The sequence below is a fragment of the Collinsella aerofaciens genome, assembly GCF_001404695.1.
Classification (GTDB): domain Bacteria; phylum Actinomycetota; class Coriobacteriia; order Coriobacteriales; family Coriobacteriaceae; genus Collinsella; species Collinsella aerofaciens_E.
Window position 1 is genome coordinate 1 of record NZ_CZAQ01000011.1, and the last position, 12,965, is coordinate 12,965.

Here is a 12,965-nt window from a genome sequence, read left to right on the forward strand (position 1 = left end):
GGTTCTCAAGGTGCACGCCTGGCGGCTGATCCGGTCCGACCGGGCCGCGCGGCAAGGAGATATATTGCCAGACCGGAGGGGCGCCGTGGGCGGGAATCGCGCACTCCATATTTTGTTCACAAATGAATAGGTCCCTCAGTCGCATCACTGAGGTTAAAACTGAAGCATTGGCTTCTGATATTGGCGATGACCAGCTGGTTTATAGGTGTTAAGGCATCGGTCATCTCTGGAGCGCCACTTTACTCCAAAAGCATCAGCTATTTGTTTCCCGTCGGTAAAAGGCAGGTTTTGTTCGCCAAGCGTTCTTATATATAGAGAAGTTCGGGTTCGAACCCGTGTCGCGGCAACAAAAAAGCGGCCGGCATCCGCCAGTCGCTTTTCTATTCTATGGTGGGCCGTCAGGGGTTCGAACCCTGGACCTTGGGATTAAAAGTCCCCTGCTCTGCCAGCTGAGCTAACGGCCCGCGGGTGGCATTGTACCACGGTCTGGGACTATTCCCAACTCCATTGGCCGTTCTGGAAAATCACAACTTCACGTCCATCAGGCGTAATGCCCGTAATATCGATATCGTCCGTGCCGATCATAAAATCGACGTGCGTGCTCGAGACGTTTACGCCATGCTCCAGGAGCTCCTCCTTGGACATGTCAAACCCACCCTCGATGCATTCGGGGAAACCGACACCCAGCGCGAGATGGCAGCTAGCGTTCTCATCATAGAGCGTGTCATAGAATAGAACGCCACTTTCACGGATCGGCGTGTTCTTGGAGATAAGCGCGACCTCACCCAGATGAGCGGCACCTTCATCGGTGTCAATAATGCTCGCAAGCGTCGCCTTACCCACGCGGGCATCGTAGTCCACTACGCGGCCCGCCTCGAACTTAATCCAAAAATCGTCAACCTTGTTACCGTGGTGAATGAGCGGCATAGCCGAATACACGATACCGTCGGCACGCATACGATCAGGCGAGGTGAAGACTTCCTCGGTGGGAATGTTGGGGAAGAAGGGGTGCCCATCGGGCGTCTTGCCCTTGCCGCCGGCCCACTCGTGACCTTTCGTCATGCCAATCGTCAGATCGGTTCCATTTGCCGAGGTGTAATGCAGGTAGTCGAAACGATTGTCGTTCAGGAAACGCAGGTTCTTTTCGAATGCGGCGTCATGGAGTTCCCAGTCGCTCTCCGGGTCCTGGCCATCGGCGCGAGCGGTGTGCAGAATCGCATTCCACAGCTTATAGATTGCAACCTCATCGGCGTCTCCCGGGAACACCTCGCGCGCCCAAGCAACGACCGGCGCGCCGGCGATGCACCACGGGTTGATGTTGTAGTCCAGTCCGCGGCGGAAGACCTTGCACTGCGTGTTCCTTGCCTTAGAAGCTGCAGCAGGCTTAGCGGGATCGATGCCCTTAAGAGCGGCAGGGTCCGCACCCTCGATAAAGATAAAGCAGGCACCATCCTGGGCCAGTGAATCAAGCTGCAGGCGCTTCCACTCGGGCGTCTGCTCAAAATAGCTTTTCTCGACATGCTCGTACGTGAGCCTCGTCACGGCGTCATCGGCCCAAATAACCGTCACGTGACCGGCACCGGAGGCATAGGCCTCCGCGACCACCACGCGCGCAAACGGCGCGCACTCGACCGGAGACTGAACGACAACCTCCTGGCCGGGCTTGACGTTTACGCCCTTGCGGACAACCAGGCGCGCATAGTTTTTTATCTTGGGCTCTAGGGCCTTCATGCCCTCCAGAGCCTCTTCGCCCGTCAGGGCAGCTCGAATCATGTGCCACTCCATCTATCTATAGAACAGTAAAAAGGCGCGCCGCAAAAACGACGCGCCTTATATCTTAGCGATAAGTATGCATGCAAACGCTACTTCTTCTTGGAGTCCTTCTTGTCCTCCTCGGCAGCCGAGCGCTCGATAAGGGCGTTGAGCTTGTTCTCGGACATGCCCTCGGCCTGCGTGCGGTACATGTTGCGCAGGGGACGAATACGAACGAAGTCGTAGATGAAGTCACCCAAAATGACGACGTAGGACAAAACGATGCCGACCATCTGGACAGGGCTGGACACCATGCCAGCGGGAGCGAAGTACAGCGAAGCCCAAATGGCCACGACGAGCACCATGCCGATAGTGAGCACGGCCCACCAGATGCGGCGGCGCTTGGTGTAGTCCTCATCCTGCTTGAGAAGGATATTCGACACCGTGTAGATGCGATCCTCCTTGGCGCGCTGCTTAGCCTTGCGGGCGCGCTTCTCCTCTTTAGAGAGGCCCTCGAGGTTCTCGCCCTTCTCGAGCTCTTTGCGGCGTGCCTTAGACGAAGCCGGCACGACGCGGACAGAGCTCGCTGCCTGACGGGCGGGCTTGGCGGATGCGGCGGACTTGCGCGCAACCCCGGTAACCTCGTGGGATTGCGTGCGCTTGTTCGTGGCGCTACGGGTACTCACTTATGCGTTCTCCTTCATGCTTGTGAACTGGGAGCCCGTGATGATCTGGAAGGCCTCGCGATAGCGCTCGGACGTGCCATCGATGACCTCGGCGGGCAGGTGCGGGGTCTCCCCCGTCATATCCCAGTTGGCTTTGAGCCAATTGCGGACGAATTGCTTGTCGTAGCTGGGCTGAATCTTGCCCTCCTCGTAGCTGGCGGCAGGCCAGAAACGGCTGGAGTCGGGCGTGAGGCACTCGTCGATCAGCGTGACCTTGCCATCGATGACACCAAACTCGAACTTGGTGTCGGCAATGATGATGCCACGGGTCGCTGCATACTCGGCGGCAGCCTTGTAGATCTTGAGGGAAAGGTCGCGAATCTGCGTGGCGATGTCCTCGCCCACGATCTCGCAGCAACGCTCGAACGAGATGTTCTCGTCGTGGTCACCGATCTCGGCCTTCGTGGACGGCGTGAACAGCGGCTCGGGAAGCTTGGAGGCCTCAGTCAGGCCCTCAGGCAACTGGATGCCGCAGACGGTGCCGTTCTCGTCATAGGTCTTCTTGCCCGAACCGGTCAGATAGCCGCGGACGATGCACTCGATAGGAATCGTCTGGGCCTTCTTGACCAGCATGGCGCGGCCTGCGAGGTAGTCACGATACTCGACAAACTCCTCGGGGAAATCCGCCGGGTCGATGGAAACGAGGTGGTTGGGAACGATGTCGGCAAACTTATCGAACCAGAATGCCGAGATGCGGTTGAGCACCTCTCCCTTAAACGGAATCTCGTCGGGAAGAATGAAGTCGAACGCAGAAATGCGGTCGGTGGCGACCATCAGCAGGTTTTCACCGGCATCGTAGATATCACGAACCTTGCCACGGGAATCCGGACGACGCTCCATCGTTGTCACGTGAGTCACTCCTTACCAAAATACGACAGTAATGCGGGTTCTTTCCCGCACGTTTTCGCAAACTCGGAGCGGCAGGGACGAAACCCCTCCTTCACCGAATAGCGAAAAGCTAGTGCTCCATTGTAGTAGATGCCGCGTCCGCCGTGTGCTCGCGAGGCAGATGAATCGTAAAAGTCGTACCCTTTCCAAGCTCCGACTCCACGGAAATGTAGCCATGATGGCGCTCGACAATCTGCTTGGTCACGGCGAGGCCCACGCCCAGACCGCCCGCCTCACGGGCACGGCTGGCATCGGCGCGCCAAAAACGACCGAAGATGCGCGACAGATCGTCCTTGGCAATACCGATGCCGGTATCCGAAACGGCAATACTGACATGCTTGCGGTCACTGAGCACCGACACCACGACCCAACCGCCCTCGGGGGTGTAGCGCATGGCGTTGCTCATGAGGTTGATGACGCACTGCGTGATCATGTCGGGATCGGCCTCGACGACATCGTCGTGACCCTTGGTTTCATCTGCAAAGCGCAAGCGCAGATCGCGGTCAACAAACAGGCGCTCCTGAGCGTTGACGATGGAACGCACGAAGGGAACCATGTCCACCGGCTCAAGGTTGAGCGGCGCTGTGCTGTTTTCCATGCGCGATAGATCGAGCATCTGCTGCACCAGACGGGCCAGGCGACGTGTCTCGGATGCAACGGTTTCCAGATGCTCGTCGTCGGTGGGATACACCCCATCCTGCATGGCTTCGACTGTCGCGAGCATGGCCATAAGCGGAGTGCGAAGTTCGTGAGCCACGTCTGAGGTCAGGCGCTTCTCGTGTTTCATATCCTTCTCAAGCGAAGTGGCCATCTCATCGAAGGTCTCACCCAGCTGATCAATCTCGTCATCACCGCGCAAACCAGTACGAGCGGACAGATCGCCATCGCGAATTTGCTTGGCCGTGCTCGTAATACGATGAATCGGCTTGGTGAGCATGCGCGACACGAGTGATCCGATAACGACCGAAATGCAGATTGCAACAACCGCGGCGAGGGCCATGGCGTTAAAGGTCTTCTCCCTAAATGCAGAATCCGCCTTGGTGAGCAAGGCATCGGAGCCGATGGCCCATAGCTTTACCTGTCCGACATGCTCGCCCGAAGACGTTATGATTTCGACGTTGGCAACGCTATCGGAGTCGGTTGGAGCAGACGAGACCGGGCTATGCGATGCTTTTTTACCGCTCGAGCTGCTCGACGCTGATTCGCTCTCGCGCACATCGGCGGTCGCACTTGCCGAAGGCCATGAGTCGTCATAGACGACAACGCCCTTCTTGTTGACGACCTGCATACTCAGGTCGTCGGACACCAAACTCGATGTCGCGACCGTACGTAGCTCGCCCGCAGTCCAGTTGCCGTTTTCCTCATACGACGTCGCAAGCTTTTCGGCAGCGGAATTTGCGATTTCGACGATATTGGAGCGCGTGTAATCCGAAAAGACCGTGCCCCACACAACAGAGACCACGCCCACCAGCACCAATACCGTCATGAGCGATGTCAGAGCAAAAGCAAGTGCCATGCGCGAGGGATAGCTCATCGTTGGCCGCGAATCGGAACGAGGCGTGTTCCAACTAGCCTTGGAACCCGCCTCGCTCTCCTGCTTGTGCTTTTGTCCGATTTCAAAGCGCGCAGGTGTCATATGTGATTTCCCTATTTCTCGTCCGACTTATCGGTCTTGGCCGGAGCCTCGAAACGATAGCCGACACCATGGACGGTGTAGAGCCACTTGGGCTTCTTGGGATCATCGCCCAGCTTGGCGCGAAGGTTCTTCACGTGGCTATCGATGGTGCGCTCATAGCCCTCAAAGTCGTACCCAAGCACCTTCTCGACCAGCTCCATACGGTTGTAGACACGGCCGGGATGACGAGCAAGCGTGGTGAGCAGCTTGAACTCGGAAGCCGTCAGATCGACTTCCTTGCCCTCGACCAAGATCTTGTGGCCCGAGATATCGATGACCAGATCGCCGAAGTCGAGTACCTCGACGGCGGGCTCGTCGGCCTGATGGGCACGGCGGAACAGAGCGCGAACGCGGGCGACGAGCTCGCGCGGCGAGAACGGCTTAATCAGATAGTCGTCGGCGCCGAGCTCAAGACCGATAATACGGTCCTCGATCTCGCCCTTGGCCGTCAGCATGATGATGGGGACATCCGAGGTGTCGCGAATGGTGCGGCAAACGCGCTCGCCGGGGATCTTGGGGAGCATAAGGTCGAGCACGACCAGGTCAAACTGATGCTTCTCGAACTCCTCGATCGCGGACTGGCCGTCGCCGACGCCCACAACCCAGTAGCCTTCGCGCTCGAGATAGGCAGCGACGGCGTCACGGATTGCCTTCTCATCCTCGACCAGCAGAATCTTTTTTGCATCTGAAGCCATAACACGGCCCCCCTGTCTCAATTAGCTAAGAACAAGCTCATTTTAACGCACCTGAGCCCACCGGATGCCACTATGACGCGGCAGCTCGGCGGGCGGTACTCACAATTACAACGCGTTTATTCCCCTGTTGGCGCCTTTTTAACCCCTCTAAGCTTAAAGAGAGAATAGGCGTGCGGTGACCGTCTCTGGTATACCCTGGCTGTTGCGCACCGTGGCGTACGTAAGGAATGAGTCCGATTTTCCCGCCGTAGCTGGATAATCGCCATACTCCAAAGCGCGGTCGGGCGACAACAGCGAACCATAGGTCTTGGCAGAGGTATCGATCAGGAAATGCGATGCCTGTACCTTAACAAGGTATTTATTCTTCTTGCCAGCCGCACATGCGAGCGGTTCGCGTGACAGAAAGAGGTACGGCCCTCCCTCATTACCGATATACGTGCCCATGTTACCCAGGCTGCCCACGCCACTATAGGTCGCCTCGATAGAAAACACGAAGGTATCGCCCATATATACGGCCTCGAAAGGCGAGACTGACGAGGGAAGGACTAGCTGGGCACGTTTGGTGTTGTTGCCATCGGTCAGATCGATTGCCGTTATGCCGTAGTAGACACCCTCGTCGTTGCGAACACGCGGCGAGATGGTCAAAATGCCGTCGCTCGCACGCGGGGCCGATGCAAAGCGGCCCGTCGATTTCCAAATTGTCTCGGCCTTAGATTCATCAAGCGAGCGACGATAGCAAAACGAATCACTACTCGTTTTATTGCCGCCTGCCGAAGGCATTTTATACCAGATGACTGATGACCCGAACGCCGTAAACAGTGGCGGATCATAGTCCTTGCCACCCCGATCGAGCTCAACCACGTCGCCAGAGAGCGAAGCGCCCGACAGATTTTGAGCGTAGAGCTTCCACGATGAATTGGCAAAGTTCATCTCAACCCACGCAAACACGCCATCGCCGGCACGGACATCGTAAAAAGCATATCCCGTGCCCTCGATAGGATCCTCGATAAGTGTGGTAAGCGAGCCATCGCCCAGGTTGAGCACACCAAGCGTATTGGCATGCAGGGCAGAAGCAGGCGCCATCATCGCGGCAGCGTAGTCGCCATCGCAGTAGTACAGCAGCGTGCCCAGCGGCAGCGTCCACGAGGCCGTGGGCTCAAGATCGATATCAACAGCTTCGTACTCATCAGTGATCGAGACAATCTTCGAATCGTCCTTGATAACCTGCGGCTCGCCGGCGGCATCGTCGCTGCTGCCCGTTTTTTTCGAGCAACCGGCAAGCACCGTGGCAGCGCCCGCGGCAGCACCGCCGAGCACAAAGCCACGGCGCGATATTCCATTCTTGATGTGGTCGGCGATACCCATTAGGCGATCTCGGCGCGAGCGGCCTCGATAGCGCGCGTGAGCTGGTCGGCGCAGGAGGTCTTTTTCATACCGCAGGTATTACCGGCGAGAACCTCGATTACGCGATCGGCAGGAGCGCCCTCGACCAGTTTGGAGATGGCCTTGAGGTTGCCATCGCAGCCGCCGGTAAACTCAACGCCCAGCACCTTGCTGCCGTCATCGGAAAGGTCAAGGTGAATATTGCGAGCACACACGCCCTGAGGCTTGTAATCAAACGAAATCATGCGATCCCCTCTCAGAATGTTATTCGAGACGACTATTATCCCCGTCTTTCCCTAAATGCAACGAGGCGCTTTGCCGGCAACACACATTACCAGCAAAGCGCCCTAAAAAGCTAACGTTATGCCCGAACCTACTCGAAGCTCAGCTGCTCCAGACGATCAAAGACCGTGTCGATACGGGTGAGGAAGTCCCACGGATCAAAGATCTCGTCGAGCTTCTCCTGACTGACGGTGCAGCGCGGGTCGGCCTCGAGACGTTCCTTAAAGGTGGGGCCGGAGACACAATCCTGTACCTCATGCCAGGTTGCCATGGCGTTCTCCTGCACAATGGCGTACGCGTCCTCGCGGGTGATGCCCGTATCGACGAGGGCCAGCAGAACCTTGGAGGAGAAGATGAGACCACGGGTCTTGTTGAGGTTGGCCATCATGCGGGCAGGGTACAGCTGCAGGCCGTCGATAACGCGGATGAGACACTGGAACATGTGGTCGAGCGCGATGAAGCTGTCGGCCTGGGCGACGCGCTCGGCAGAGGAGTGCGAAATGTCACGCTCGTGCCACAGGGCGACGTTATCGAAGGCAACCTGAGCGTTGGACTTCACGACGCGCGACAGACCGCAGACCTTCTCCATGGTGATCGGGTTGCGCTTGTGCGGCATGGCGGAGCTGCCCTTTTGACCCTTGCGGAACGGCTCCTCGGCCTCGAGGGTATCAGTCTTCTGCAGATTGCGAACCTCGGTAGCGATGCGCTCACAGGTGGCCGCGGTGGTGGCAAGAACGCCGGCGAGATAGGCGTGATGGTCGCGGCTGATAACTTGCGTGGACAGCGGGTCATGAACCAGGCCCAGGTGCTCGCAGACATACTCCTCGACAAACGGCTCGATGGAGCTGTACGTGCCGACAGCACCCGAGATGGCACCGAAGGCAACATTCTTGCGGGCGTCCTCAAGGCGATCCAGATCGCGCTTGAGTTCCCAGGCCCAAGAGCCGAACTTCATGCCGAAGGTCATCGGCTCGGCGTGGATGCCATGAGTGCGGCCGGCACAGAGCGTGTTGCGCTCCTCAAAGGCGCGACGCTTGCAAATCTCGCCGAGCTTCTTGACGTCCTCGATGATCAGGTCGCAGGCCTGGGTGAGCTGGTAGCACAGAGCCGTGTCGCCCAGATCGGAGCTGGTCATGCCATAGTGAACCCAGCGGCTGGGCTTGGGGTCGCCCTCGGGAACATCGGCGTCGATGTACTCCTTCATGTTGGTCAGGAAGGCGATGACGTCGTGGCGCGTGACCTCCTCGATCTCGTCGACCTTTGCCTTCTCAAAGTTGGCATGGTCGCGGATCCACTGGGCTTCGTCTTTAGAAATGCCGATCTTGCCGAGCTCCGCCTGGGCCTCACAGGCCAGGACCTCGATCTCCTGCCAAATGGCGTACTTGTTCTCGAGGGAGAAGATGTGTCCCATCTCCGGGCGGGTATAGCGATCGATCATAGCGGCTCCTTTTTGGTTATTGGCACGTTGGTCGTAACCCAACCATTGTACCGTGCGCAGGTGCAAGTATGGGCAGCAGGCATTAACCTAACATTTTGGAATTGGAGCGGGCAACGGGACGTCCGCGTATTTGCTTCGCAAATCCGCACCGGCTGCGGTCGATCTCCTCGGATTCACGGAGACGATGGGGAAGACTTTGTTGAATTGGCCGCCCCAAAGTCTCCCGCGCTCGATGGAGCGGGCAACGGGACGTCCGCGTATTTGCTTCGCAAATCCGCACCGGCTTCAGGCGCCTGCCGGCGCCTTCGCCTGCTCGCTACAAACGCTTCGCTTTTGTTTTACGCTCGCACCCTGGCGGGTTCGAGTCCCGGCGCTTTATTGAAAAAAGCACGGCACCGGAACGGTGTCGTGCTTTTACTTTTTCTGGAGCGGGCAACGGGACTCGAACCCGCGAGTGTCAGCTTGGGAAGCTGATGCCTTACCACTTGGCGATGCCCGCTTGTGTGTTGGCTAGTATAACGCGGTTGTCTTGTTCGATACAAGGGTGGCGATGCTTGTTTTAGCTGTGGAGATTCGTTTGAAAATCACATCAATTGTGGAGACGAGGACCTTTGGCCTCCTGTTCTCCTTATCTTCTACCTGCGCTTTTGCCTGATTGTTGTATTTGAGCTCAATTTGTCAGGAATTGGGCAAGCTTTTGGTCAGGCTCCGGTACTTACCCGCATGAACCTCGGGGGTAGCCTCATCCTACGCGTCGCAACCTCCCCATGCGGCGCACGAGGAATAAGGAGCAGCCATGTCCAACGCACCCACGCACTCTGTCCACAGCGCAATCGCAACAGGTCCGCTGCTCCTGCTCCTCTTCCTGCTTTTCGGCTGTCTGGCACCGGGAGCCGCATTTGCCGTCGATGGCTACGACCAGCTCGGCTTCCGCACTATTAGCGATGATTGTGGGCCCTTCTTCATCGGCAAGTATGAAGCTCAAGACGCCTCGATTGCCTACTGCATGAACCAGGAGCGCCCCGGCCCCACCAAGCCGGGCGGCCCATGGCTCAACTTTGATCAAGGCTGGGTGTGGCTCGACGACGAGTTCGCGGCAATCGTTTGTCACGGATATCCTACCGCCACGTCGTTTGGCGGTTACCATCTTTCACCCGATCGCGCCCGCGCCGCCACCCAGCTTGCCGTATGGATGCTCAACGGCACTACCCATGTCGACGGCACCTACTCCTACACGACCGCTCAGGGCAAAACCAAGAGCGGGCACTTTACCGCCGACAATGAAGTCGTGGCGGCTGCGCGGTGGCTCCACGACAGCGCAAAATCAGGAAGCATCAAAGCCGCTCCGCACCGCGCGCGGCGCTATATAGGAACCGTATCGGGCGGCAGCAAACGTCAAGACATGCTCTATGTACTGCCGGCGGTCTCTGTTTCCTTCCAAAAGCAGTCTGCTAACACCGTTATTACCAGCGGAAACAATACCTATCAGTTTACCGGGGCAACATTCGATATTTTTGAGAGCGCCAGCGGCGCGCGTGTCGGCACCATCAAGATGGACAGCAACGGTCGAGCGCAAGCAACACTTCTGCCCAACACGGCATACTACCTAGTTGAAACGAAGGCGCCGGCCGGCTATGTCCCCCGCCACGATCGTATTGCCTTTACCACGGGGAATGACGGCGGGCGGGTCGCCATTGATGAACAGCCCGGCACCATCAACCTGCGTATCGTAAAACTCGATGCCGCGACGAATGCCGGCCACCAGGTGGGATCTTCGCTCGCAGGAGCAGAGTTCACGTGTGTGTCGCAATCAACCCCTGGATGGGCACAAATCCTCACGACCGACGAAAGCGGTCGGGCCACCCTCGCCGATGTCCCCTTAGGAACCTTTACCATCTACGAATCAAAAGCCCCCGAGGGCTACCTGCCATCCAACGACAGCTGGACCTATACCGTTGGAGCCGACCAGCTCGGCGATTCAGGCGTGGTCGAGATCGAATCTCGCGTTTCCGATATCCCCATTGCGTTTAACCTTGAGATTTCCAAATTCAAGGATTACGGCAATAGCGACCAATCCGGCCTGGAGCAGCCGGCGGGTGGTGTTGTCTTTGAGGTTGTCAGCAACAGCTCTCAGCAGGTTGTTGGCACACTGACCACAAACATCTATGGCTTTGCCTCCACCAAAGATCAGCCCGAAGCATGGTTCGGCACAGGCAAGCGACCCGCCGGTGTCCACGGAGCCGTCCCATACGACCGTGCCGGCTACACGGTTCGCGAGGTTCCGGAAACCGTCCCCGAGGGTTTTAAACGTGCAGGGGAATGGACCGTCGGGGCAAATCAGATTTCCGACGGCGCCGAGCTTCAATATATCGTGGACAACCACGCTCTGTCGACGCATCTCCAGATTGTAAAACGCGATGCCCAAACAGGCGCTTCTGTTCCCCTAGCCGGATTCACCTTCCAACTCCTCGACAGCAATCACGAACCTGTCTCACAAACTTGCTGGTATCCAGCACATAACGTAATGGACACCTTTACGACTGACGCGACCGGGACCGTCACACTGCCCGAATCGCTCGTGCCGGGCACCTATTATGTACGCGAAACCTCGGCCAAAGAGCCCTATCTTGTCGGCGAAGAAATCGAGGTAAACATACCCGCCGACATGAACCTAACGCCCGTTGCAATCGCCTCGTATTATGACCACGCCGCGACCGGAAATATCAGGATCGTTAAAACCGATGCCGTAGACGGCAGCAGCCTCGCGGGCGCCATCTTTGAGATCCGTGCCTCGGGTGATATCGTGCGCCCCGACGGTAGCATTGCCGCACTCGACGGTGAGGCTGTCGCTACCGTCACGACGGATGAAACTGGAGAAGCACGCGCGGACAACCTCCCACTGGGATCTGGCACCGCACGCTACGAGGTTGTCGAGACTCAAGCGCCGACCGGCTTCTTGCTCGACCGGACGCATCATATCGTCGACCTTACCTATGCCGACCAGAAAACACCCGTTGTGGAAGCACGGCTTAACGTATCCGACGATTATACCAAGGTTGATATCTCCAAGGTCGATGCAAGCGGAGAGCAGGAAGTGAAAGGCGCACAGCTCACCTTATATGGTCCCGATAAAACCGAAATAGACTCCTGGACCTCATCCGACAAGCCGCACCGCATCGAACATCTTGCACCCGGCACCTACTCGTTGCGCGAAACGATGTCTCCGCGGACCTATGACCTTGCCGAGGAGATAACGTTTGAAATAAAGGATACGGGAGAAGTCCAATCCGTCGCGATGAAGGATGCGCCCATCGAGATCAAAGGACAGGTCGACAAGCGTCAGGAACTTGTCCAACCTATCGGGAAGGGTCTGTTGGCTAACGGCGATGGAAAAAACCGCGCCGCGATGCAAACCAATACGGATGGGCTTTTCTCCTATACCATCGATGCTCGAAACGATTCCGCTACTTGGGTTGATGAGTTTACGATTACCGATGATCTTGAGTGCGCCAAAGACGGCACGGCGAGATTCGTCTCAATCGAAACCCCCGTCGCCATCGGCGACCTCAACGGTCTGTGCAACGTGTGGTATCGCACGACGCCGTTGGACTCGACAGACGTCGATGAGCCGGCAAACGCGACGCTTGACGATGGGCACGAAAATCCTTGGCTTGAGTCCGACGAAGTAAAAGAGAGTCTGGGTGAAGATTGCCGCCTCGTCGATTACGACGGCTGGCACCTCTGGAAGGCGGATGTCTCGACCACGGAATCCGCCACACTCGAGGCGAAAGAACTCGACCTTGCATCCAATACCGTCGTAACGGGCATTCGAATTGAATACGGTGCGGTATCCGCCGACTTTACGACTCGAAGCGATGCGGATTCTTGGACCCGCGATGATCTCAAAGATGAGCACGACGACCTTGACGATGCCAGAGCAATCCTTGGCACAGATGCTCGGGGCGCAGTCGTGCACATGCGGGCAACGTCGGCTTATACACCCCAAACTGCACTCACCAACAGCGCGCGCGTCGATCTTTGCCGCAACGGCGGCGGCGATAAACTTGAGTCACATGACGAGGACAGTGTCATTCAACGCTGTACCCTACCGCAGGACCTACCGGCAA

9 protein-coding genes and 2 tRNA genes are annotated in these 12,965 nt (G+C 57.6%); 1 reads left to right on the forward strand and 10 read right to left on the reverse strand.

The window, feature by feature from the left end; translation table 11 throughout:
• Positions 1-388: 388 nt before the first annotated feature.
• From AQ996_RS04085 to AQ996_RS04130, 10 genes are all read right to left on the reverse strand, one after another.
• A tRNA-Lys gene (locus AQ996_RS04085) sits at positions 389-464 on the reverse strand.
• 28 nt (positions 465-492) lie between these two features.
• Positions 493-1,773 (reverse strand): aminopeptidase, encoded by a 1,281-nt coding sequence (locus tag AQ996_RS04090; RefSeq protein ID WP_055251294.1) that lies wholly within the window; start codon positions 1,771-1,773, stop codon positions 493-495.
• Between the two features lie 89 nt (positions 1,774-1,862).
• Positions 1,863-2,438, reverse strand: coding sequence for an ABC-2 transporter permease (locus AQ996_RS04095; RefSeq protein ID WP_055251296.1), 576 nt, complete (start codon positions 2,436-2,438; stop codon positions 1,863-1,865).
• On the reverse strand, positions 2,439-3,317 hold the full coding sequence (locus AQ996_RS04100; protein ID WP_055251297.1) for a phosphoribosylaminoimidazolesuccinocarboxamide synthase: 879 nt from the start codon (positions 3,315-3,317) through the stop codon (positions 2,439-2,441). It abuts the gene before it with no gap.
• A 118-nt stretch (positions 3,318-3,435) separates the two neighbouring features.
• Complete coding sequence (locus AQ996_RS04105) at positions 3,436-5,001, reverse strand: sensor histidine kinase (protein ID WP_055251299.1); 1,566 nt, start codon at positions 4,999-5,001, stop codon at positions 3,436-3,438.
• 11 nt (positions 5,002-5,012) lie between these two features.
• Positions 5,013-5,735 carry a response regulator gene (locus AQ996_RS04110; protein WP_006236208.1) on the reverse strand — a complete coding sequence of 241 codons (723 nt, stop codon included), beginning with the start codon at positions 5,733-5,735 and terminating at the stop codon, positions 5,013-5,015.
• A gap of 153 nt (positions 5,736-5,888) precedes the next feature.
• On the reverse strand, positions 5,889-7,100 hold the full coding sequence (locus tag AQ996_RS04115) for a twin-arginine translocation signal domain-containing protein (protein ID WP_055251301.1): 1,212 nt from the start codon (positions 7,098-7,100) through the stop codon (positions 5,889-5,891).
• Complete coding sequence (locus AQ996_RS04120; protein ID WP_055251303.1) at positions 7,100-7,363, reverse strand: TIGR03905 family TSCPD domain-containing protein; 264 nt, start codon at positions 7,361-7,363, stop codon at positions 7,100-7,102. The genes AQ996_RS04115 and AQ996_RS04120 overlap by 1 nt, the downstream gene beginning before the upstream one ends.
• Positions 7,364-7,491: 128 nt before the next feature.
• Entirely contained in the window at positions 7,492-8,838 is a 1,347-nt protein-coding gene (gene purB, locus AQ996_RS04125; protein ID WP_055251306.1) for an adenylosuccinate lyase, read from the reverse strand.
• Between the two features lie 424 nt (positions 8,839-9,262).
• A tRNA-Gly gene (locus AQ996_RS04130) sits at positions 9,263-9,337 on the reverse strand.
• Between the two features lie 297 nt (positions 9,338-9,634).
• Here AQ996_RS04130 and AQ996_RS09925 point away from each other — a divergent pair.
• Positions 9,635-12,965 (forward strand): SpaA isopeptide-forming pilin-related protein (locus AQ996_RS09925; RefSeq protein ID WP_055251308.1); only part of this gene is annotated, 3,331 nt, incomplete at its 3' end.

Excerpts from the sequence above, each read along its gene's own strand:
- AQ996_RS04115 (WP_055251301.1), bottom strand. The coding sequence starts at position 7,100 with ATGGGTATCGCCGACCACATCAAGAATGGAATATCGCGCCGTGGCTTT.
- AQ996_RS04110 (WP_006236208.1), bottom strand. The coding sequence starts at position 5,735 with ATGGCTTCAGATGCAAAAAAGATTCTGCTGGTCGAGGATGAGAAGGCA.
- purB (WP_055251306.1), bottom strand. The coding sequence starts at position 8,838 with ATGATCGATCGCTATACCCGCCCGGAGATGGGACACATCTTCTCCCTC.
- AQ996_RS04100 (WP_055251297.1), bottom strand. The coding sequence starts at position 3,317 with ATGGAGCGTCGTCCGGATTCCCGTGGCAAGGTTCGTGATATCTACGAT.
- AQ996_RS04090 (WP_055251294.1), bottom strand. The coding sequence starts at position 1,773 with ATGATTCGAGCTGCCCTGACGGGCGAAGAGGCTCTGGAGGGCATGAAG.
- AQ996_RS04120 (WP_055251303.1), bottom strand. The coding sequence starts at position 7,363 with ATGATTTCGTTTGATTACAAGCCTCAGGGCGTGTGTGCTCGCAATATT.
- AQ996_RS04105 (WP_055251299.1), bottom strand. The coding sequence starts at position 5,001 with ATGACACCTGCGCGCTTTGAAATCGGACAAAAGCACAAGCAGGAGAGC.